The sequence below is a fragment of the Rathayibacter sp. AY1F9 genome, from assembly GCF_002932155.1.
Taxonomy (GTDB): Bacteria; Actinomycetota; Actinomycetes; order Actinomycetales; family Microbacteriaceae; genus Rathayibacter.
This window is the reverse complement of record NZ_PSVA01000011.1, coordinates 90269-112561: the sequence shown is the minus strand read 5'-3', so window position 1 is coordinate 112561 and position 22293 is coordinate 90269. Positions and strand designations below refer to the sequence as shown.

Sequence of the window (22293 nt, the reverse complement as noted above, 5' to 3'; positions counted from 1 at the left end):
GGAAGACAGGACTAAAGACTGTCGGAGCTGACCGGTACTAATAAGCCGATAACTTGATAATCACTACACTCATACCGTTGTAAAGGCTGGTAGGAGTGGTCAGAGATTGCTTGCGTCCACTTTGTGGTTCCCAGAAGACGGGCACCCCGCATCCTCCTTCGGGAGGAGCGGAACAATTGAATACACGCACGGCGTGTAACCCAGATTTGACCATGTGCCCTAGGGTGCGTGTGTCGCCAGGGTTACGGCGGCCATAGCGAGAGGGAAACGCCCGGTCACATTCCGAACCCGGAAGCTAAGACTCTCAGCGCCGATGGTACTGCAGGGGGGACCCTGTGGGAGAGTAGGACACCGCCGGACACCATTCACGATGGCCACCCAGAAATGGGTGGCCATCGCTGTTTAACCGGTCGGTCTCTGTTCGAGGAGGAACAGGGCCGGCCGGAGCGACGATGACCGTCGTCGCCCGACTCCGGAACGAGGAGCAGCGATGACTCAGCACGACCCGACGCCCTCTCCGGAATCGAGGCCGCTCCAGAACGGCTTCGACGCCGTGGAGGAACACGTCCTGTCAGACGAGCTCCTCCGGATCGAGCAGACTCCGCTCAACGAGAGGGCAGCCGGATACGTCCAGCTGCAGGAGCAGCTGCGCATCCGACTCGAGAACGCGGACCGCGACCGATGACCGACGACTCGCGACTCGACTCGGCTCTCGCCGAACGGGGTATCGCCCGATCCCGCACCCATGCCGCTCGGATGATCGCCGACGGTCTGGTGACGGTGGACGGCGTCCCTGCACTGAAGCCCTCGATCCGCGTGCGCGACGATCAGGACGTCGCGGTCGCCGGCCTCGACCACTACGTCAGCCGGGCCGCCCACAAGCTGCTCGCCGCCCTCGACACCTTCGCGACGGTGCGAGTCGCCGGCCGGAACGCTCTCGACGTCGGGGCGTCGACGGGCGGGTTCTCGCAGGTCCTGCTCGAGCGCGGCGCCGCCTCGGTGATCGCGCTCGACGTCGGGCATGCCCAGCTCGCTCCGCGGATCCGGTCCGACGATCGCGTCCACGTGGTGGAGGGGTTCAATGCGCGGGATCTCACCGCCGCCCGGCTCGCCGAAGCCGCCAGGACGGAGATCGTCCCGGACCTGGTCGTGTCCGACGTGTCCTTCATCTCCCTGCGGATGGTTCTGCTTCCGGTCGCCGCCTCTGTGGATCCGCTCGCCGACTTCGTGGTGCTGGTGAAGCCGCAGTTCGAGGTCGGCCGCTTGGGAGTGCGGGAGGGGATCGTCCGGGATCCGGAGCTGCGTCGCGAGGCCCTCTCGGACGTCCTGTGGTCGGCGTGGGACCTGGGGCTCGGCGTCGTCGGGCTGGCCGAGTCGCCACTCCCGGGGGGCGCTGGGAATCGCGAGTATCTGGCTCACCTCCACCGCGACCGCGGAACGATTCCGACAGAATGGAGGGACGCGGTCACCGCGCTCACCACCGGGTGACGCGATCGTGTCCGCCGCTGTCGACCGACCAGAAGGACACACCCTCGATGCAGTCCCCTCGTGACGAGCGCAACATCCTCGTCGTCGCCCATACCGGACGGACGGACTCCCTCGATGCGGCGGTCCTCGTCGTCGAGCGTCTCCGGAACTCCGGCGCCCACCCCGTCCTCTGCGCCGACGACAAGGGCGACATCGTCGCGGTCGCTCCGGATCTGAGCGACGTCGCCGTGCTCGGGTCCGACGTGCCGCTCGAGTCCATCGAGCTCGTGTTCGTGCTCGGCGGGGACGGGACCATCCTCCGCGCAGCGGAGATCGTCCGGTCCGGGACGGCCCCTCTGCTCGGCGTGAACCTCGGCCACGTCGGGTTCCTCGCGGAGAGCGAGCGGGACGATCTCGACGACGCCGTCGCCCGTGCGCTCGACGGCGACTACGCGGTGGAGGAGCGGATGACCCTGCAGGTGCGCGTCAAGATCGACGAGGCCGTCGTCTACGAGACCTGGGCGCTCAACGAGGCCACGGTCGAGAAGGGCAGCCGCGAGCGGATGCTCGAGGTCATGGTGGGCGTCGACGGACGTCCGCTGTCGAGCTTCGGCTGCGACGGCATCGTCGTGTCCACTCCGACCGGTTCCACCGCTTACGCCTTCTCCGGGGGCGGCCCCGTCGTGTGGCCGACCGTCGAGGCGATGCTCCTCGTTCCGCTCAGTGCCCATGCGCTCTTCGCGCGGCCCCTCGTCGTGGGCCCGTCGTCGAGCCTCGCCGTCGAGGTCAAGGAGAGGACCGACGGCGTCGGCGTCCTCTGGGCCGACGGCCGGCGCGCCTACGAGCTGCCGCCGGGAGCGCGCGTCGTCTACCGGCGCTCGCCCGTGCCCGTGCGCTTCGCGCGCCTGCACGACGCCCCCTTCACCGATCGACTCGTGCAGAAGTTCGGTCTCCCCATCCGCGGATGGCGGGGGTCGGCGGAGACGGAGTAAGGCCCGATGCTCGAAGAGCTGCAGATCCGCGACCTCGGAGTGATCGCCGAGGCGACGCTCCCGCTCGGACCGGGCTTCACCGCGGTCACCGGCGAGACCGGCGCCGGCAAGACGATGGTGGTCACGGCGCTCGGCCTCGTGCTGGGCGCGCGCTCGGACGCGTCCGCGGTGCGCTCGGGAGCGAAGCAGGCCTGGGTGTCGGGGCGCTGGCTGGTCCCCGAGGAGGGCCCGGTCGCCGAGCGCGTCCACGACGCCGGCGGCGATCTCGACGGCCCGGAGCTGCTCCTCGCGCGCTCGGTCTCGGCGGAGGGACGCGGGCGAGCCGTCGTCGGCGGCCGGAGCGCACCGGTCAGCGTGCTGAGCGAGCTCGCCGATCAGCTGGTCGTCGTGCACGGGCAGTCGGACCAGATCCGCCTCCGCTCCGCCGCGGCGCAGCGCGAGGCGCTCGACCGGTTCGGCGGACCCGGTCTCGCCGACGCCCTCCGCGACTACGCGAGCGCCTTCGAGCGCTGGCGGGCCAACCGGGAGGAGCTCGACTCGCTCACCGAGGCCCGGGAGACGCGCGCCCGCGAAGCCGAACGGCTCCGCTCCGCCCTCGCCGAGATCGAGGTGGTCGCCCCCCAGCGCGGGGAGGACGTCGAGCTCGCGGCGCAGTCCGCCCGGCTCGGGAGCATCGAGCAGCTCCGGCTCGCCGCTGGCGAGGCCCGCGAGGCGATCTCGTCCGAGGAGCTGGACGGGCGGGACGCGCTCGGGCTCCTCGAGACGGCGCGGCGCGTGCTGGAGCGGGCGGCCGAGCACGACGCCGCCCTGCAGCCGACGGTCCAGACGCTCGGCGAGGCGGCGGTGCTCCTCGTCGACGCCGCCGGCGGGCTCTCCTCCTACCTGGCGGAGCTCGACCTCGACGGCGCGCACGACCTGGAGCTGATCGAGAACCGGCGGGCGGAGCTGTCCCTGCTCGCCCGCACCTACGGACCGACCCTGGACGACGTGCTCGACCTGGTGGACTCCTCCGGACTCCGCCTGCTCGAGCTCGACGGCGACGACGAGAGGATCGCGGCTCTCGAGGCCGACACCGCGGCCGACGCGGACCTCGTCGACCGCCTCGCGACCCGGCTGACCGAGCTGCGGACCGCGGCGGCCGCCGAGCTGGGGGAGCGGGTCAGCGACGAGCTCACCGCGCTGGCCATGGCGGATGCGCGCCTGCACGTGAAGGTGACGGCCGCGGGGGAGCCGAGCGTCCACGGGCGCGACTCCGTCGAGATGCTGCTCCAGCCGCACACCGGGGCCGCACCCCGGCCCCTCGCCCGCGGAGCCTCGGGAGGCGAGCTCTCGCGGGTGATGCTCGCGATCGAGGTCGTGGTCGCCGCCAACGACCCCGTGCCGACGTTCGTCTTCGACGAGGTCGACGCAGGGGTCGGCGGAGCGGCGGCGATCGAGATCGGCCGACGGCTCGCGCGGCTCGCCGAGACGTCGCAGGTCATCGTGGTGACCCACCTCGCGCAGGTCGCCGCATTCGCCACGAACCACCTCCGCGTCGAGAAGGGCTCGGACGGCGCGGTGACCTCGAGCGCCGTGACGCAACTCGACTCCGAGGAGCGGGTGTCCGAGATGGCGCGCCTGCTCTCGGGGCTCACCGACTCCGCCAACGCTCTCGCTCATGCGCGGGAGCTCCTCGAATCGAGTCGGCGGGGCTGATCGCGAGCGGCCCGGGACGACATCGATCCGTCCCGGGCGGTCCGCCGCCGCCGTTCTGCTGTTACGGTGGAACCCCGTGGTGGACTTTACGAACGCGGGCCTTTCCTCTTCTTCTCCCTCGGATCCCGAGGGCTCCTCCGGGTCCTCGACCCGGAACGCTTCGACGGCCGGGCAGGACGCCGCCTCGAAGATCACGAAGCACATCTTCGTCACCGGCGGTGTCGTCTCCTCGCTCGGCAAGGGACTCACGGCCGCGAGCCTGGGCAACCTGCTGACCGCGCGCGGGCTGCGCGTCGTCATGCAGAAGCTCGACCCGTACCTCAACGTGGACCCGGGGACGATGAACCCGTTCCAGCACGGCGAGGTCTTCGTGACCGACGACGGCGCCGAGACCGATCTCGACATCGGCCACTACGAGCGCTTCCTCGACATCAACCTGAACCAGGCCGCGAACGTCACGACCGGCCAGATCTACTCGCGGGTCATCGCGCGGGAGCGCGCCGGCGAGTACCTCGGCGACACGGTCCAGGTCATCCCGCACATCACGGACGAGATCAAGCGGCGCATGCGCCTCCAGTCGGAGGACGACCCGCAGCCGGACGTCATCATCACCGAGATCGGCGGCACCGTCGGCGACATCGAGAGCCAGCCGTTCATCGAGTCGGCCCGCCAGGTCCGCCACGAGCTCGGCCGCCGCAACGTCTTCTTCGTGCACGTCTCGCTGGTGCCCTTCATGGGCGCCTCCGGCGAGCAGAAGACCAAGCCCACCCAGCACTCCGTCGCGGCGCTGCGCTCGATCGGCATCCAGCCGGACGCGCTGGTGCTGCGGAGCGACCGGCCCGTGTCGGAGTCGAACAAGCGCAAGATCGCGCTGATGTGCGACGTCGACGAGCAGGCCGTGGTCAACGCCAAGGACGTCGCGTCGATCTACGAGATCCCGCAGATGCTCAACGAGCAGGGCCTCGACGCCTACATCATCGACCAGCTGGGCCTCCCGGCCGGCGAGGTCGTCTGGGACGGCTGGTCGCGACTGCTCGAGGCCGTGCACGAGCCCAAGCACGAGGTCACCATCGGCCTGGTCGGGAAGTACATCGACCTGCCCGACGCCTACCTCTCCGTGACGGAGGCTCTGCGGGCCGGCGGCTTCGCGCAGCAGACGAAGGTCGCCATCCGCTGGATCGCCTCCGACGGGCTCGAGGACCCCGAGGCTGCGGCCAAGGCGCTCTCCGAGCTCGACGGCATCTGCGTGCCCGGCGGCTTCGGCATCCGCGGCATCGAGGGCAAGCTCGGCGCGCTGCGCTTCGCACGGGAGAACGGGATACCGACGCTCGGGCTCTGCCTCGGCCTGCAGTGCATGGTCATCGAGTACGCCCGCAACGAGGCCGGCCTCGAGGGGGCCTCGTCGTCGGAGTTCGACCCGGAGACGGAGTTCCCCGTCATCGCGACGATGGCCGAGCAGGTCGAGATCCTCGCGTCCGGGGACATGGGCGGCACGATGCGCCTCGGCCTCTACACGGCCGAGCTCGCCGAGGGCTCGATCGTCGCCGAGGTGTACGGCGCACCTGAGGCTGCCGAGCGCCACCGTCACCGCTACGAGGTCAACAACCGCTACCGCGACCGGATCGCCGAGGCGGGGCTCTGGTTCTCGGGCCTCTCGCCCGACGGCCACCTCGTGGAGTACGTCGAGCTGCCCCGCGAGAAGCACCCCTACTACGTGGGCACGCAGGCGCACCCGGAGCTCCGCTCGCGCCCGAACGCCGCGCACCCGCTCTTCCGCGGCCTCGTGACCGCCGCCCTCGAGCGCCAGGAGGCCTCGCGCCTCTTCCCGGCATCGGAGGCGGGCGCCGATGAGTGAGCCGCTGTCGGACGAGCTCGTCGAGCCGGAGGTCCTGACCAGTGAGCGCGTCTTCGACGGGATGGTCTGGGGCGTCCGCGCCGAGACGTTCCGCTACGGCGGCGGCGAGCTGCGCCGGGAGTTCCTCGATCACACGGGAGCCGTCGCCGTGCTGGCCCTCGACGACGAGGACCGCGTCGCCCTGATCAAGCAGTACCGGCACCCTGTCCGCACCCGCGAGTGGGAGATCCCGGCCGGCCTGCTCGACGTCGAGGGCGAGGATCCCCTGGTCGCCGCTCAGCGGGAGCTGGGCGAGGAGACGGACCTGCAGGCCGAGCGCTGGGACCTGCTCTCGGAGTTCGCCACCTCGCCGGGCGGCAGCGACGAGGTCATCCGGATCTACCTGGCCCGCGGGCTCTCGTCCACCGGCTCCGCCTTCGACCGCGAGGCGGAAGAGGCGGACATGGAGCTGCGGTGGGTGCCGCTGGACGAGGCGGTCGAGGCGGTCCTCGCCCGCCGGGTGCAGAACCCCTCGCTGACGATCGCGGTGCTCGCGGCGCACGCGTTCCGCTCGCGCGACTGGGACGGGCTGGGCGACGCGTCCTCGCCGTGGACGCGCCACCCGCGGGTCCGCCACCCCCGGGGGTGAGCCCCCGCGCCTGCGCCGAGGCGTACCTCCGGCAGGCGAGCGTGGAGCGCGGGCTCTCGGCGCACACCCTCGCGGCCTACCGGCGCGACCTGGAGCTCTACCTCGGCTGGCTCGAGGAGCGCGGGACCGTCGATCTGGCGCAGCTCGGACGGGTCGACGTGGGGGAGTTCTCCTCCTGGCTGGCCGCACGCCCGGAGCGGCCGCTCGCGGCGAGCTCGCGCGCACGGATCCTCTCGAGCGTCCGAGGGCTGCACCGCTTCGCCCTCGAGGAGGGGGTCGTCGCGGACGACGTTGCCCGGGACGTGATGCCGCCGAAGGTCCCGATGACCCTGCCGAAGGCGGTCACGGTCGAGCAGATGGCGGCACTGCTCGACGCGGCGCGCGGCGAGGAGCTCGCGGACCTGCGGGACCGGGCCCTGCTGGAGCTGCTCTACGCGACGGGCGCGCGCATCTCGGAGGCGGTGGACCTGAACGTCGACGACGTGGTCGCCGCGGAGGTGGTGCGGCTGACGGGCAAGGGGTCCAAGCAGCGGATGGTGCCGCTCGGCCGCTTCGCCCGCGAGGCGGTCGACGAGTACCTCGTCCGTGCGCGGCCCGAGCTCTCGCGGAGGGGGCGCGCGACGCCGGCGCTCTTCCTGGGGGTCCGCGGGAGCCGCCTGTCGCGGCAGAGCGCCTGGCTGGTCATCCGCGCCGTCGCCGAGAAGGCCGGGCTGGACCGGGAGATCTCGCCGCACACCTTCCGGCACTCGTTCGCGACCCACCTGCTCGCGGGCGGTGCCGACGTCCGCGTGGTGCAGGAGCTCCTCGGGCACGCCTCGGTGGCGACGACGCAGATCTACACGCTGGTGACGGCGGACACGCTCCGGGACGTCTACACGTCCGCGCACCCGCGAGCGCGGCGCTAGAGCCGCGGCCCCGCGCGGCGGGGCGCGGCGGCCGAGGAGCGGGGCGCCGGTACACTCGTCGGAGGCCGCGCGGGAGCGCACGCCGCCACGGAAGCGAGGACGACGCAGGTGACACGCAAGACGGACGACAAGGCCGAGCTCACCGGTCTCGAAGCCCCGACGCTCGGCCCGACCGGCCGCCCTCTGCGCGACTTCCCGCTGCCGGTGGAGCTCACCGGTCACGGCCCCGCTCGGATCATCTCGCTCTGCAACCAGAAGGGCGGCGTCGGCAAGACGACGACGACCATCAACCTGGGCGCGACCCTCGCCGAGTACGGCCGCCGCGTGCTGGCCATCGACTTCGACCCGCAGGGCGCCCTCTCGGCCGGCCTCGGGGTCACGACCTACGACGCCATCACGATCTACGACCTGCTCCTCGGCACCGTGAAGGACCCGGCCGAGGCGATCCGGAGGACCCGCGTGCCGGGCCTGGACGTCATCCCGGCCAACATCGACCTCTCCGCCGCCGAGGTCCATCTCGTCAACGAGGTCGCGCGCGAGCAGATCCTCGCTCGCGTGCTCCGCAAGGTGAGCGCGGACTACGACGTCATCCTGATCGACTGCCAGCCCTCGCTGGGTCTGCTCACGGTCAACGCGCTCACCGCGAGCCACGGCGTCCTCATCCCGCTCGAGTGCGAGTTCTTCGCGCTGCGCGGCGTCGCCCTGCTGATCGAGACGATCGACAAGGTCCGCGACCGGCTCAACCCGGTGATCGAGCTCGACGGCATCCTGCCCACGATGTACGACTCCCGCACCCTGCACTCGCGTGAGGTGCTCGACCGGGTGGTCGACGCCTTCGGCGACAGCGTGCTCGAGACGGTGATCGGCCGCACGGTGAAGTTCCCGGACGCCAGCGTGTCCGGCGTCCCGATCACCCAGTTCGCGCCCGAGCACAACGCCGCGAAGGCGTACCGCAAGCTCGCCAGGGAGCTGATCTCGCGTGGCGCGGTCGCCTGAGGTCCTCCTCGAGGAGCGCGCCGCTCCCACCGGGTTCCACCTCGCGCTGACCAACTTCGAGGGTCCGTTCGACCTCCTGCTGAGCCTCATCGCGAAGCAGCAGGTCGACATCACCGAGATCGCGCTGAGCGCCGTGACGGACGAGTTCCTCTCGTACCTGCACGGGATCGACTCGCTCGAGGGGCTGGACCGCGCGTCGGAGTTCCTCGTCGTCGCCGCGACGCTCCTCGACCTGAAGATCGCCGGACTCCTGCCCCAGGGCGAGCTCGTGGACGCGGAGGACGCGGCGCTGCTGGAGGCGCGAGACCTGCTGTTCGCCCGGCTCCTGCAGTACCGGGCCTTCAAGCAGGTGTCGTCGTGGTTCGCCGAGCGGATCGCGATCGAGACCGCCCGCCACGTGCGGGACGTGCCTCTGGAGGAGGAGTACCGGTCCGCGAAGCCGGAGCTCGTCTGGACCCTGTCGCCCGCCGACTTCGCCGCCCTCGCGACCGTCGCCCTCGCTCCGCGCGAGCTGCCGACGGTGGGCCTGGACCACCTGCACGCCCCGCAGATCAGCATCCGGGAGCAGGCCGCGCACGTCGTGGCGATGCTGCGCGCCCGCGGGAGGGCCACGTTCGGCGAGCTGATCGCGGACGCCGACGAGAAGGGCGTGATCGTCGCGCGCTTCCTGGCCGTGCTCGAGCTCTACCGGCACGCCGTGATCTCGTTCGACCAGCCGGAGCCGCTCGGCGAGCTCACGCTGCGCTGGGTCGCCGAGCAGTGGAGCGATGCGAGCCTCGCCGCGCTCGGAGCCGACTATGACTCCTGACGCCGGCCCCGGGACCGTCGCGTTCGAGATCGACCGGGCGGTCGAGGCGATCCTGATGGTCGCGGACGAGCCGCAGCCGCTCGCCTCCCTCGCGACCGCGCTGTCGAGGCCGATCGCCGTGGTCCGCCAGTCGATCGAGCGCCTGGTCGCCGACTACGACGGCGCCGACGGGGCGATCCGCCGGGGCTTCGAGCTGCGCGAGGTCGGTGCCGGCTGGCGGATCTACGTGCGCCGCGAGTACGACCCGGTGGTCAAGGACTTCGTCCTGACGCAGAACCCGACGCGGCTCTCGCAGGCGGCGCTCGAGACGCTCGCCGTGATCGCCTACAAGCAGCCGGTCTCGCGCGGTCAGGTCGCGCAGATCCGCGCGGTCAACGTCGACTCCGTCGCGCGCACCCTCCTCGGCCGCGGCCTCATCGCGGAGGTCGGCCACGACCCCGAGACGGGCGCGGTCCTCTACGGCACCACCGAGCAGCTGCTCGTGCACCTCGGCCTCACCTCGCTCGACGAGCTGCCGAAGATCTCCCCCCTACTGAGCGACGGAAGAGACGGATTCGATGAGCGCGCCTGACAGCGGCCCCGACGGCGAACGACTGCAGAAGGTCCTCGCGGCAGCGGGGGTCGCCTCCCGACGAGTGGTCGAGGAGATGATCGTGGCGCGGCGGATTCGCGTCAACGGCGAGGTGGCGGACGAGCTCGGCCGCCGCATCGATCCGGCGACCGACCGGATCGAGGTCGACGGGGTCGCGGTGCAGCTGGACACCTCGCGCCGCTACGTCATGCTCAACAAGCCGATCGGCGTCGTCAGCTCGCTGGCGGACGAGAACGGACGCACCGACCTCAGCCTCTACACGAAGAACTTCGAGGAGCGGCTGTTCAACGTCGGGCGCCTCGACGCCGAGACCTCGGGCCTGCTCGTGCTGACCAACGACGGCGAGCTCGCCCACGTCCTCGCGCACCCGTCGTTCGGAGTGACGAAGACCTACATCGCGAAGGTGCACGGGCAGGTCCTCCCGCAGACGATCGCGACGCTGACCTCCGGGATCGAGCTCGACGACGGACCGGTGGCCGCCGACAAGGCGCGTCTCCTCGGCCGGCCGGAGGGCCGCTCGAACGCCTCGCTCGTCGAGATCACCCTGCACTCCGGTCGCAACCGGGTCGTGCGCCGGATGATGGCGGCGGTCGGCCACCCGGTGATCGAGCTCGTCCGGCGCCAGTTCGGGCCGCTGCACCTGGGCACCCTGCGCTCGGGCGATCTGCGCGACCTGACCCGGGAGGAGCTGGGCGCGCTGCTCACGATCGCGCGGCAGGGCGGCGAGGCGGTGGCGGCCGCTCCCGCGGTCCCCTCGAAGAAGGCGAGCGCGGGTGCGCGGCGGCCCCGGCCTGACAGCGGCGAGCGCGTCGCCCCGGCGGAGCGCGGCTCGGCCGGGCGATCCTCGGATCGCGGCGGATCGTCCGGACGGTCGTCCGACCGCGGCGGCTCGGCGGGACGGTCGTCCGATCGCGGCGGCTCCTCCGCCGGCGGCGGGCGGAGCGACGGTCCTCCGCGCCGGTCCGGCGCCGACAAGCAGCGCCGCGCCGATCGCTAGGCTGTCGGGGTGAACGAGCTCCTGCACCCCGCGCCGCCCGCGATGCGGACGACCGGGACGGTGCGGGTGGTCGGCTCCGGACTGCTCGGCGCCTCCATCGGCCTCGGCCTCGCCTCCCGCGGGATCGACGTCGTCCTCGACGACGCCTCGCCCGCGAGCCTCTCCCTCGCCATCGACTACGGGGCCGGCCGCGCCGCCTCCGCCGACGACCGGCCCTCCGTCGTCGTCGTCTGCGTCCCCCCTGACGTCACCGCGAGCGTCGTCGAGCGCGAGCTCGCGGCGCACCCCGGAGCCGTCGTCACCGACGTGGCGAGCGTCAAGACCCAGCCGCTGCGCGAGCTGCGCTCCCGCGGCGTCGACCTCGCCCGCTACATCGGCTCGCACCCGATGGCCGGCCGCGAGCGCGGCGGACCGGTCGCCGCGCGGGGAGACCTCTTCGTCGGCAGACCCTGGGTGATCTGCCGCGACGGCGAGACCGCGCCCGACGCGCTCGCAAGGGTGGAGGGCCTCGCTCTCGACCTCGGCGGCACCATCGTCGAGATGGACCCGGAGGAGCACGACCTCTCGGTCGGCCTCGTCTCGCACGCCCCGCAGGTGATCTCGTCACTGCTCGGCCAGCGCCTCCTCGACGCCCCGAACGCGGCGCTCCGCCTCGCCGGGCAGGGCGTCCGCGACGTCTCGCGCCTGGCGGCCTCGGCCCCCGAGCTCTGGATGCAGATCCTGGCCGCGAACCGCGAGCACGTCGTCGCGGTGCTCGACGCCTTCCGCGACGACGTCGCCGCGGTGGCCGACGCGCTTCGCGACCTCGAGGCGCCCGGCTCGCGCCGCGTGCTCGCCGAGCACCTCGCCGCGGGCAACGCCGGAGTGGCGCGCCTGCCCGGCAAGCACGGCCAGGACCAGCGCTTCTCGACCCTGATCGTCCTCGTCGACGACTCTCCCGGAACCCTCGCGCGGCTCCTGGTGGAGATCGGCGAGGCGGGCGTCAACCTCGAGGACGTGCGCCTCGAGCACGCGCAGGGGCGTCGAGTGGGTCTCGCCGAGATCTCGGTCGTGCCCGAGGCGGTCGCGCCGCTGACCGAAGAACTGACCATACGCGGCTGGAGGATCGCCGGATGAGCACCGAGCAGAACAGGCAGGAGGGCGGCCTGAACAGGATGACGCCCGCCCGCCGGGCACAGCAGAGCATCCCGGAGGACGGGGGCGCGGCTCCCGAGCGCGAGGCGCGCTCCGAGGCCGCCGAGCAGGGCGACTTCGGCGAGGCCGTCGTGGTCGCCATCGACGGCCCGGCCGGCAGCGGCAAGTCCAGCGTGTCGAGGGCTGCCGCCCGCCGCCTCGACTTCGAGTTCCTCGACACGGGAGCGGCCTACCGCGCGCTCGCCTGGCACGGGCTCGACCGCGGCCTCGACTTCGAGGACCAGGACGCGATCGTCGACGCGCTCGACGGCTTCGACTACTCCATCGGCACCGACCCCGAGTCGTACTCGGTGTGGGTCGGTCCGACCGAGGTGACCACCGCCATCCGCGAGCCCCGGGTGACCGCGCGCGTCTCGGCCGTGGCGAAGGTCCCCGAGGTCCGTCGGAGGATCACCCTGCTGTTCCGGAGGATCATCGGCGAGACGCGTCGGGAGGGCATCATCGTCGAGGGCCGCGACATCACGACGGTCGTCGCACCGACCGCTCCGGTCCGGATCCTGCTGACGGCGAGCGAAGAGGCTAGAATGGCCAGGCGTTCGCGCGAGGTCACTACGGAATCCGCCGAGGCGACGGGTCAGGCGCTGCGGTCGAGGGACCGCGCCGACTCGCAGGTGGTCGACTTCATGAACGCCGCAGAAGGAGTCACTCTTCTCGACTCCACTCATCTCGACTTCGAGCAGACCGTCGACGCGGTCGTCGCCGAGGTCCGAACTTCGAGAGCAAGGGTCGGTCATGGCACAGGACACGCACGTCGGTGACGACGAGCTGAACTTCGGAGACGACGACCTCGTCGAGCGCCTCGGCGACCTCGACGAGCAGCTCGCCTCCTCACGCGCGCAGGCGCTCCGCAGCGGACTCGAGGACTACGACCTCGACGAGGAGGACCTCGACCTCCTCGAGTTCGCCGGGGAGGACTCGGACGAGGTCCGCTACCTCCCCGCCCTCCCGGTCGTGGCGATCGTGGGCCGCCCCAACGTCGGCAAGTCCGCGCTGGTGAACCGCATCCTCGGCCGCCGCGAGGCCGTCGTCGAGGACACCCCGGGCGTCACGCGCGACCGCGTGTCCTACAAGGCGGAGTGGATCGACCGAGCGTTCACCATCGTCGACACCGGCGGCTGGGAGCCCGACGCCCGCGGCATCGACGCCTCCGTCGCCATGCAGGCCGAGATCGCCATCGACCTCGCCGACGCCGTCATCTTCGTCGTCGACGCGAACGTCGGCGCGACCGCGACCGACGAGCACGTCGTGAAGCTGCTGCGCAAGACGAAGAAGCCGGTCTTCCTCGCCGCCAACAAGGTGGACGACGCCCGCCAGGAGCCGAACGCCGCATCGCTGTGGTCGCTCGGCCTGGGCGAGCCCCGCCCCGTCTCGGCCGTCCACGGCCGCGGCGTCGCCGACCTTCTCGACGCGGTGCTCGAGAAGCTCCCTCTGGAGTCGGCCGTCGCCAAGCGCGAGGTCGGCGGGCCGCGCCGCGTCGCGATCCTCGGCCGCCCGAACGTCGGCAAGTCCAGCCTGCTCAACAAGGCGGCGGGGGAGGAGCGGGTCGTCGTCAACGAGCTCGCCGGCACCACGCGCGACCCGGTCGACGAGCAGGTCGAGATCGCCGGCAAGGTCTGGCGCTTCGTCGACACCGCGGGCATCCGCCGCCGCGTGCACCTCCAGCAGGGCGCCGACTTCTACGCGTCGTTGCGCACCTCGACCGCGCTCGAGAAGGCCGAGGTCGCCGTCGTCGTCCTCGACGTCTCGCAGCCGATCTCGGAGCAGGACGTCCGCATCATCGACCTGGTGCTGGAGTCGGGCCGGGCGCTCGTGCTCGCCTTCAACAAGTGGGACCTCCTCGACGACGAGCGCCGCCGCTACCTCGAGCGCGAGATCGAGACCGACCTCGCCCACGTGGCGTGGGCGCCCCGCGTCAACATCTCGGCCCGCACCGGCCGCCACCTCGAGAAGCTCGTGCCGGCGCTCGAGCTCGCCCTCGAGTCGTGGGACACGCGCATCCCGACGGGCAAGTTCAACGCGTTCCTCGCCGAGCTCACCGCGGCGCACCCGCACCCCCTCCGCGGAGGCAAGCAGCCCCGCGTGCTCTTCGGCACGCAGGCCTCGTCGCGCCCGCCGACATTCGTCCTCTTCACGACCGGGTTCCTCGACCCGGGCTACCGCCGCTACATCGCGCGCCGCCTGCGCGAGATCTACGGCTTCCAGGGGTCGCCGGTGAACGTCAACATGCGCGTCCGCGAGAAGCGCGCGCGCTGAGCGCAGCCGTACCGTGTCCGGCCCGTGGGAGCTCCTCCCGCGGGCCGTCCGCGTCTCCGGGAGGAGCAGCGATCGAGTCGAGGGGGCGGATGCTGCTGCCGAGGCGTCACGGCCGAGCGGGACAGCTCTCTCGAGAGGGAGCGAGGAGCCGCGCGGTCCGGCTTGCGGAGTTGCGGCCGCCCTCGAGCCAAGCGGTCGACTCTCTCGGCGAGCGTCTGCGCAGCGGCGCCCGACGAGGCCGGTCAGTCGCCGGTGGCGAAGGGCCACCACGGCGGCAGGAGCCGTCGGTAGGCGGCGAGGTAGCTGCCGGGATCGCGGGGCGCGGGCAGACGGAGCCACTGCTCCATCAGGCCGACGGAGCCCGCCGCGAGGAACGAGGCCGTCGCGTCCTCGAGGAAGCCGAGCGGTGCGTCCGCGGCCGGGACGTCGAGGATCCCCGTGTCGAGCGTCGCGGAGACGGCGGTGCGGAAGTGCCCTGCCAGCATCGCGCGGAGGCCCGAGTCCCCGCCGGGGGCGTCGAAGGCGCGGAGGTAGAGGTCGCGGTGGCCGTCCAGGTGGCCGAGGACGCGGGAGGTGCCCTCGCGGATGCTCGCGTCGGTCGCGGCACCGCTCCGGAGCTGCTGGAGGTAGCCCTCCCGGATCGCGTCGAGCTCGTCCTGCAGGGCGGCGCAGAGCAGCTCCGCGGCGGACGAGGCGTGGGCGTAGAAGGTGGAGCGGTTCACGCCGGCGAGATCGGTGATCTCGGAGACGGTGAGGGTGGCGACGTCGCGGCCGGTCGCGAGTTCGACGATCGCCCGGTGCAGGGCCACCTGTGATCGCTTCTGCCGCGCATCCACTGCTGACGCCTCCCGAGCTGCCGACGGCGCGTCGACCCGTGCCGACGCGTTCCGCCCAGCGAGTCTACGGGGCCCGCTCGTTTTCACTTCCGGCGTCGGCATCCGCTAAGGTAGTCGAGTTGCCCGGGCCTCGGCCCGGTCTGCCACGGGCTGTGGCGCAGCTTGGTAGCGCACTTGACTGGGGGTCAAGGGGTCGCAGGTTCAAATCCTGTCAGCCCGACGGAAAGCCCTGATGAGACCACTGGTCGTCGTCAGGGCTTCCGTCGTTTCCGGGCCTCGTCGTGACGCTGCGGACCGCTCACCGGAGCGCTGCGGCGACCTCGGCGAAAGCCACGCGACGTCGAGCGGAGCGCGCCTCCCGCTCGGCGGGATCCCGTGCCCAGAGCGCCTGTCGCGACGGATGGAAGGTGCGGATCACCGTGAGGCCGCGCTCGCGCTCGATCGCCGGGTGCCGCCTGAGGAGGCGCCGCCAGCCGTGATCGGCGTCGCCGCCCTGAAGGAGGACCACCTCGACGTCGGGGGCGAGCGCGAGCAGATGCAGGACGGTCTCGACGCCGGCGTCGAGCTGCTCGGCGTTCGGGGCCCGGTTGATGTACCAGGGGTAGGCGTTCCACGGCAGCAGGTCGGCGGGGGCGAGGCCCACCTCGTCCATCAGCCCGGCCATGAGCTCCGCCGTCGGGTCGTCGTTCTCGGTGCAGAGGAAGCCGCTTCCGATGCCGTCCTGAGTGGCGGGGCCGGGATCGCGGAGGACGCTGAGGACGCGCGCCTCCACTCCGCCGTGCAGGGGCGCGACGTAGGGCAGCCAGCCGCGTCCGTAGGGGTTCCGCAGCTCGTCGACCCAGCGGTTCACGGGAGCCACGTGCGGTGCGTAGCGCTGCTCCCACTGGGCGCGGCGGAAGGAGAGGTCGGCCATGGAGCGGGGCATGTCCGCACCCTAGAGGGTGACCGGGGCGGCGCGGCACCCTTCCTGGTCGTCGGCCGTGCCGGCGGCGTCCGGACTGAGAGGCCGGAGCGGCATGCACGGCGTCTCCCCGACCGCCCGCAAGGGCGGCGGCAGGCCGGCTCCCTAGCGTCGGTGGACGTGACCCACTCCGCTCCGCTCGCCCGCTGGTGGCGCGAACGCTGGTGGGCGCGGCTCACCCTCCTCGCGATCCTGTGCGGTTCGACGGCCCTCACCGGCTGGAATCTCGCCCGGGGCGGAGACGCCGTCTTCTACGAGGCGGCGGCACGGTCGATGTCGGAGTCGTGGCACGCGCTGGCGTTCGGAGCCTTCGATCCCGCCGCCACGGTGACGCTGGACAAGCTGGCGGGGTTCGCGGTGCCGCAGGCGCTGAGCATCCGGCTGTTCGGCATGTCGACGTCGTCGATCGCGCTGCCGCAGCTGATCGAGGGGCTGATCACGGTCGCGGCGTGCTCGGTCGTCGGGCTCCGGTGGGGCGGCCGGGGGCTCGGGCTGGTCGCGGCGGCAGCGGCGGCGAGCACGCCGATCTTCGTGTCGATGTTCGGGCACCCGATGGAGGACGGGCTGCTCACGGCGGCACTCGCCGTGGCGCTGGTGTGGTGGCAGCGCGCGGTGCTGACGGAGCGGTGGTGGCCGCTGCTGATGACCGGGCTGTCCATCGGGATCGGCTTCCAGGCGAAGATGATGCAGGCCTGGTTCGTCCTGCCGGCGCTCGTGGTGGCGACTCTCGTCGGGGTGCGCGGGTGGCGCCGAGCGCTCGCCTGTGCGGGCGGGCTCCTGGCCGTCGCGGTGGGCGCCTCGGTGGCGTGGATGGTCGCGATGCAGGCGGTGCCGGCAGGGGACCGGCCCTACATCGACGGGTCGACGGGGAACGACGTCTTCGCGATGGTGTTCGGGTTCAACGGGCTCGACCGGCTGATCCCGGGAGCGGTGCCCGGCGCCGTCGTCGCTTCCGCCCACGTGGCGACGATGGGCGGAGCAGCGGGGTCTTCGCCGGCCAAGCTGCTGCTGGCGCAGTACGCGACGCAGGTCGGCTGGCTGTATCCCGCGGCGCTCGCCGGGCTGGTGCTCGGCGCCGTGCGCTGGTGGCCGCGGCGGGGGAGGCGGGGAGGTGCCCGCGGTGCCTTCGCCCTCCTGGTCTGCCTCGCGGTGTGGCTGGTGACAGCGGCGGGCGTGCTCTCGGTGGCGACGGTGCCGCACACCGCCTACGTCGCGGCGATCGGAGTGCAGCTGGCGCTCCTCGCGGCGCTGGGCTGGGCGGAAGCGGTGCGGCTGCTCGCGTCGACCCGGGTCGTCGCGCGGCTGGTGCTGCCGCTCCTCCTCGTCGCGCAGACGGCGTGGAGCGCGGTGCTCGCCGTGGGCGGGCAGCTGCCCGCGGTGCTGGGCCTGCCGTTCGCGGCGCTCGCCGGAGCAGGGCTCGTCGTGGTCGCGGTGGCGGCCCGGTGGAGTAGGGGCGGTGCGGCGGCGAGCAGAGGCGCGGCCCGGCATCGTTCGATCGCGCTCGCAGCGGCCGTCGTGATCCTGGCAGGGCCGATCGCGTTCAGCCTCCAGGTGCTCGACGCGTCCCTCGACGGGTCGGGCGGGGACGCGCTCGTCGGCCTGCGCTTCCCGCAGAGGGCCGAGACCTCGGCTCCGTTCGCGGTCTCGTCGCCGGACGCGGTCGGCGGGCACGACTCGATGACCGCCGACGAGACCGCACTGGTCGCCGCTGCTCGTGCCGCCGGCGGCGGGGTGGACGGAGCGCCCCTGTTCCTCACCGACTCCTGGGCGATCTCGGCGCCGATCATCACGGCGACCGGCGCGAGCGTGCTCACCGACGGCGGCTACTCCGGCCAGGCGCGGGTCTTCACCGAGCAGGACGTCGCCGGGATGATCGCGGCAGGACGCACGCCTCTGCTGGTTCTGAAGAACTCGGCGCCACCGACCGAGTCGGTGCGGAAGGCCGTGGTGGCGGACGGATGCACACAGCTGCAGGAGTGGGGGCCGGCGGCGACGGAGTCGGGAGAGCACGCCTCCGCGGTCACCGGGTTCTCGTTGTGGCGGTGCGTGGCGATGCCGCACGGCTCGGCGGGCGGGGTGTCGGGTGCCGGCCAGTGACGCCGTAGGGCAGTTCTCGCCTGGACGAGATCGGCTCCCGCCGGAACGATCGCCCTCGTCCTTGCGCTCGACGGGTCAGGCCAGGCCGAGGAGGTCGAGCGTCCAGGCGTGAGCGAGGACGTTCTCCTGGTGGGACTCCTCGGGCGTCAGTCCGCTGAGGTGACCGCCCGAGGTCGCACGGAGGACGACGTGCGCGGGATCGTCGCGCTCAGCCACTGCCCGGTAGGCGCTTGCGAATTCCGCGATCGCCGACGCGTCGACTCGGGCATCGCGGAGACCGGCTCGAATCCACGCGCGCGGAAGCGGTCGGCTCCGCCCCACCATTGTGGCGATCGTCGCGAGTGGAGAGAGCCCGCTCGCGAGGATCCAGTCAGGGTCACCGAACTCCTCACGGTCGGACGCCGCCGCGGCTGCGGAGCGATCATCGAGCGCGCCGACGGGATCGAGGAAGGGATGCACGAGGTGGAGGCCACGGAGTTCTGCGGGGCGACGGAGGCAGACCGTCGCAGCGACCAGCGCGCCCGCGCTCGCCGCGGTGAGAAGGAGCCGGTGCGAGTCGATCCCTGGAAGCTCACGAAGCAACGCCAGGCAGGCGAGGAGGTCCTCGATCGGGCGCTCGCGGCCGAGGCCGGTCGCCTGCCGATGCCACTCCGGGCCGTTCTCTCCGCCCCCGCGGACATGGCAGTAGGCGATCGCGGCTCCGCGCGCGAGGAGGTCGTCCGTGAAGGGATCGAACGGCCCCTCGAGGCTGATGCCGTAGGCGCCGTAGACCTGGACGACGACGGGACAGCTGTCGGCGCCGTCAGGAGTCATCAGGGTGAGCGGGACGAGGGTGCCGTCCCGGCTCGGCGCAGTGAGTGACGTGACCTTCATCCGTTCTGTGACCTCGGTGGCGAGTGCCTTACCCGGTACAGGGGTGACGCAGTGGGCGCGGTGAGCAGGGGAGGAGACGAGCATGATCGGGTGGCGGGTGATCGGATCGACGGCGGGAACAAGGGTCCCGGCCGCCGGCGCGAGCCAGAGCGCGTCTGCCCCGCCGCCGGGCAGCCACACCGCTCTCCTGCCGGACGACCGTCCGAGTACGAAGAGCTCACCCTGGGCCTCCTGCAGGTGCTCCGCCTGAAGGGCCTTCGGAACGGGAACCTCGAGAGGACGCGTCGAGCCGGTCATCCGGACGACTCCGTGCCGTCGATACAGGACCGCGAGGCCGCCCCTGCAGGCGGAGACATCCGCGTTCTCCGTGCCGAGGTCGAGGCGACGGCACGTCGGGGGACTGCTCTCCTCTCCGGTCAGCACCCAGTACCGGGAGTCGCGCGCCCCTCTCGATGCGAGTACGGCGATCGCCCCGGCGACGCTGCGCAGATCGAGCCTCCGAGCCTGATCGGGCTCTTCGAGCAGCACGTGGGGAGTCGTCAGGCTGCGATGCCACCAGACCGCCTGCCAGGGCCGACCCGCGTCGTTCCGCCTTATCCAGAGGAATCCATCCGAGAACGATCGGATGCGCGGGGAGACGGGGCGCTCGTCCTGAACGATCTCGACGGCTCCGCTCCTGGTCGCGACGGCGACGCGGATGCGGTGATGCTCATCACCGTCCTGATCGCTCACAAGTGCGAAAGCGGCGGCGCCCGGCGAGAGCACCAGAGACTCCTGCGGTGCGATGACGAGGGTGTGCTGCACGGGGCGCCCGTCGGGATCCCGGAGGAGCACCTGCCGGGGGCCTGTCGGCTCCGCGGCTGCGCTCGACGGCTGCAGAGCTGCGAGATGTCGCAGCCGTCCGGCGATCGCAGAAACCCGAGGCGGCAGTGCGTCGCGACCCGTGATCACGTCAGACACCCTGCTCACGCAACCTCGGTCCAGGGGGACGGCGAAGCCGAGCCTGCGCGGGAATCAGGAGGATCAGCGAGAGCACGATCCACGAGCCGATGAGGCCGAGAACGACGCTCGGGACCGGCCAGATCACTACCCCTTCGCCCAGTGCTGCGCGACTGACGAGCCAGCAGACCGCGCCGGTGGCGGCGACGGGTGCGGCAGCTGCTGTGGAAGCGGCGAGGGACATCGCGAGGCTCTCGGAGACGACGAGCCCGATGATCTGTCGGCGCTGCAGGCCCGCTGCCTGCAGCAGGGCGATCTCGCGCTCGCGGTTCTGCGCAGAGAGAGCGACGACAGTGGCGCTGGTGGCGAGCATCGACACGGCTACGACTGCGACGATCGTCAGAACATCGGTGAGATCGGCGCGGGTCCCGGGCCGGACCGCCGTCGTCATGGCGACGACGGACTCCACCGCGCACAGGAGCACGGCGATCGCCCCCAGCCCTGCCGTGAGCGGCGCGATCGTGGCGGTGCTGACCTGCACCCGGGCTGCTGCCGCGCGGATTCCGAGAGCTGCGACGACGAGACCCGATCGGGCGGAGAGCGCGTGCAGAGCCCGGAAGACGAGCGCGATCACCTCCGGGCAGAGGAGGTAGACGGCCACGAGGACGCTGCCTCCTACGTCGACGGCCAGGTTGAACATCGGCGCCGGTCCGGTCGCTCCGAGTTCTCGAGCAGAGGCGGATGCCGTGACAAGGCCGGAGGCGATGAGGAGGAGGGCGATGCCGCAGCCGATCCGCACCGCGCGCATCGCCGTACCCGGTCGACCGCTCCTGACTTCACGCAGCGCGGCGCTCGGCGGCGTGCGGGCGGCGCGGCGCGCGGGCAGGACTCCGCCCGCCAGAGCGGTGAGCGTGCCGAGCGCCAGCGTGACCACCGGAGCCCAGGGCGCGAGCGAGAAGCTCGGAAGATCGACCTCGGACGAGACGGCACCGTTGAATGCGGGAACCGCCCAGAACGCCAGCAGTGTCGAGAGGAGCGCTCCGATGCCGGCGCCGAGGAGACTCACGATGCCGAGCACGAGGAGAGTGACGACGAACACCTGGGCTCGGGAGGCGCCCAGCAGGAGCCAGAGCGCGTGCGTGCGTCCTGTGGCCAGAACGCTCGCTCGGCCGACGATCGTCAGGGCGACCCAGCCGACGAGCGCCACGACAGTGTAGATCGTGATCGAGAGGATCCGGAACTCCCCGAGCGCGACGCCGGCCTCCGTGACAGCGGCGGTGAATGCGGGGTCGCCGGTCCAGGCGAACTGCTGAACGCACAACCCGATCAGCGTCGCCATCAGGGCGACCACAGCGATCGCGGGAGACCATCGGCGCCACTCGTCGGCGAACAGGCGTACGACGTAACGGGACACGAGTCAGGCCCCGGCCTCTTCGAGGATGCTCAGCAGCTCATGGCTGGTGCAGCGTCCGGTCGTCCGCACGGTCCGACCATCGTGCATCACCACGACCGTGTCCGCGAGGGCTGCGGCGTCGAGATCGTGCGTGACCATCACGATCATCTGGCCCTCGTCCGCCATCGTCCTCAGAGTCGACAGGACGACCCGCGAGCTCTGCGAGTCGAGGGCGCCGGTCGGCTCGTCGGCGAAGACGATGCCGGGCCGCCGTGCAAGGGCGCGGCAGAGAGCGGTCCTCTGCTGCTCACCTCCCGAGAGCGTTCGCGCCGGCGCACGGCGCCGGTCGCGCAGGCCGAACGATTCCACGAGTCCACCGATCAGGTCGTGCGGCACGGGTGATCGGTCGAGCCTGAAGGGGAGCGCGATGTTCTCCTCGACATCGAGGAAGGGCACGAGGTTGTACTGCTGGAACACGAACCCGATCTGGGCGCGGAGCATGCGAGCGCGATCGGCCGCTGACAGCCTGTTCACGTCCCGGCCGTTGACCTCGACGACGCCGGACGTCGGCCGGTCCAGTCCGCTGAGACACATCAGGAGAGAGGACTTGCCGGAGCCGGAGCGGCCGACGACAGCGGTGAGCCCGCCCCCTTCCAGATCGATGTCGCAGCCCCGCAGGACGGTCGTCCGCTGCCGGCCTACGGTGATGACCTGCTCGACGGCTCGAGCCTGGAGGGTGGGGATCATGAGCGTTTCTCCTCGACGAAGGTGGGGACGTCTTACTCGTGAGACGCCCGCGATCCACGTCATGC

19 protein-coding genes, 1 tRNA gene, 1 rRNA gene and 1 pseudogene are annotated in these 22293 nt (G+C 71.9%); 17 read left to right on the top strand and 5 right to left on the bottom strand.

Going from position 1 to position 22293, the window contains the following annotated elements; all coding sequences use genetic code 11:
- The first annotated feature begins 243 nt into the window (after positions 1–243).
- The 15 genes and pseudogenes from rrf to der all read left to right on the top strand — a co-directional run bounded on the left by rrf (position 244) and on the right by der (position 14382).
- Positions 244–360, top strand: a 5S ribosomal RNA gene (rrf, locus tag C5C37_RS09350).
- Positions 361–490: 130 nt separating this feature from the next.
- Positions 491–685, top strand: coding sequence for a hypothetical protein (locus tag C5C37_RS09345; RefSeq protein ID WP_104225427.1), 195 nt, complete (start codon positions 491–493; stop codon positions 683–685).
- The gene (locus tag C5C37_RS09340) at positions 682–1488 is read left to right on the top strand and encodes a TlyA family RNA methyltransferase (protein ID WP_104338829.1); all 807 of its coding nucleotides are present in this window, start codon (positions 682–684) and stop codon (positions 1486–1488) included. The genes C5C37_RS09345 and C5C37_RS09340 overlap by 4 nt, the downstream gene beginning before the upstream one ends.
- 47 nt (positions 1489–1535) lie before the next feature.
- A complete protein-coding gene (locus tag C5C37_RS09335) occupies positions 1536–2459 on the top strand; it encodes an NAD kinase (protein WP_104297474.1) in 924 nt (307 codons plus the stop codon).
- A gap of 6 nt (positions 2460–2465) precedes the next feature.
- Positions 2466–4154 (top strand): DNA repair protein RecN, encoded by a 1689-nt coding sequence (recN, locus tag C5C37_RS09330; RefSeq protein WP_104247183.1) that lies wholly within the window; start codon positions 2466–2468, stop codon positions 4152–4154.
- A gap of 190 nt (positions 4155–4344) precedes the next feature.
- Positions 4345–6009 carry a CTP synthase gene (locus tag C5C37_RS09325; protein WP_104222604.1) on the top strand — a complete coding sequence of 555 codons (1665 nt, stop codon included), beginning with the start codon at positions 4345–4347 and terminating at the stop codon, positions 6007–6009.
- Positions 6002–6637, top strand: a complete 636-nt coding sequence (locus tag C5C37_RS09320) for an NUDIX hydrolase (protein WP_104233392.1) — start codon at positions 6002–6004, stop codon at positions 6635–6637. Before C5C37_RS09325 ends, C5C37_RS09320 begins: the two co-directional genes overlap by 8 nt.
- Positions 6634–7542 (top strand): site-specific tyrosine recombinase XerD, encoded by a 909-nt coding sequence (gene xerD, locus C5C37_RS09315; protein ID WP_104225422.1) that lies wholly within the window; start codon positions 6634–6636, stop codon positions 7540–7542. Before C5C37_RS09320 ends, xerD begins: the two co-directional genes overlap by 4 nt.
- A gap of 108 nt (positions 7543–7650) precedes the next feature.
- Entirely contained in the window at positions 7651–8538 is an 888-nt protein-coding gene (locus C5C37_RS09310) for a ParA family protein (protein ID WP_104222502.1), read from the top strand.
- Positions 8522–9346 carry a ScpA family protein gene (locus tag C5C37_RS09305; protein ID WP_104261119.1) on the top strand — a complete coding sequence of 275 codons (825 nt, stop codon included), beginning with the start codon at positions 8522–8524 and terminating at the stop codon, positions 9344–9346. The genes C5C37_RS09310 and C5C37_RS09305 overlap by 17 nt, the downstream gene beginning before the upstream one ends.
- On the top strand, positions 9336–9917 hold the full coding sequence (gene scpB / locus C5C37_RS09300; RefSeq protein ID WP_104225420.1) for an SMC-Scp complex subunit ScpB: 582 nt from the start codon (positions 9336–9338) through the stop codon (positions 9915–9917). Before C5C37_RS09305 ends, scpB begins: the two co-directional genes overlap by 11 nt.
- Positions 9904–10674, top strand: a pseudogene (locus tag C5C37_RS09295) (pseudouridine synthase); the annotation flags it as partial. The gene scpB and the pseudogene C5C37_RS09295, both read left to right, overlap by 14 nt.
- Positions 10675–10977: 303 nt before the next feature.
- The gene (locus C5C37_RS09290; RefSeq protein WP_104222605.1) at positions 10978–12051 is read left to right on the top strand and encodes a prephenate dehydrogenase; all 1074 of its coding nucleotides are present in this window, start codon (positions 10978–10980) and stop codon (positions 12049–12051) included.
- A complete protein-coding gene (gene cmk, locus C5C37_RS09285) occupies positions 12048–12887 on the top strand; it encodes a (d)CMP kinase (protein WP_258074090.1) in 840 nt (279 codons plus the stop codon). The genes C5C37_RS09290 and cmk overlap by 4 nt, the downstream gene beginning before the upstream one ends.
- The gene (gene der / locus C5C37_RS09280; RefSeq protein ID WP_104222506.1) at positions 12862–14382 is read left to right on the top strand and encodes a ribosome biogenesis GTPase Der; all 1521 of its coding nucleotides are present in this window, start codon (positions 12862–12864) and stop codon (positions 14380–14382) included. Before cmk ends, der begins: the two co-directional genes overlap by 26 nt.
- Positions 14383–14624: 242 nt before the next feature.
- On the opposite strand, the gene C5C37_RS09275 is transcribed toward der, so the two are convergent.
- Positions 14625–15218, bottom strand: coding sequence for a TetR/AcrR family transcriptional regulator (locus C5C37_RS09275; RefSeq protein ID WP_181069118.1), 594 nt, complete (start codon positions 15216–15218; stop codon positions 14625–14627).
- A 146-nt stretch (positions 15219–15364) separates the two neighbouring features.
- On the opposite strand from C5C37_RS09275, the gene C5C37_RS09270 reads away from it, so the two are divergent.
- Positions 15365–15438 (top strand) — tRNA-Pro (locus C5C37_RS09270).
- Between the two features lie 78 nt (positions 15439–15516).
- Here the strand turns inward: C5C37_RS09270 and C5C37_RS17910 are convergent.
- A complete protein-coding gene (locus C5C37_RS17910) occupies positions 15517–16143 on the bottom strand; it encodes a uracil-DNA glycosylase (RefSeq protein WP_104273319.1) in 627 nt (208 codons plus the stop codon).
- Positions 16144–16299: 156 nt separating this feature from the next.
- Between C5C37_RS17910 and C5C37_RS09260 the strand changes: the two genes are divergently transcribed.
- Positions 16300–18276, top strand: coding sequence for a glycosyltransferase family 39 protein (locus C5C37_RS09260; RefSeq protein WP_104333931.1), 1977 nt, complete (start codon positions 16300–16302; stop codon positions 18274–18276).
- A 75-nt stretch (positions 18277–18351) separates the two neighbouring features.
- Here C5C37_RS09260 and C5C37_RS09255 read toward each other — a convergent pair whose 3' ends face one another.
- The 3 genes from C5C37_RS09255 to C5C37_RS09245 form a co-directional block, all read right to left on the bottom strand.
- Positions 18352–19953, bottom strand: a complete 1602-nt coding sequence (locus tag C5C37_RS09255) for a prolyl oligopeptidase family serine peptidase (protein ID WP_146084346.1) — start codon at positions 19951–19953, stop codon at positions 18352–18354.
- 148 nt (positions 19954–20101) lie between these two features.
- A complete protein-coding gene (locus tag C5C37_RS09250; protein WP_104269180.1) occupies positions 20102–21502 on the bottom strand; it encodes an FtsX-like permease family protein in 1401 nt (466 codons plus the stop codon).
- Positions 21503–21505: 3 nt separating this feature from the next.
- Entirely contained in the window at positions 21506–22228 is a 723-nt protein-coding gene (locus C5C37_RS09245) for an ABC transporter ATP-binding protein (RefSeq protein ID WP_104225415.1), read from the bottom strand.
- Positions 22229–22293 lie beyond the last annotated feature (65 nt).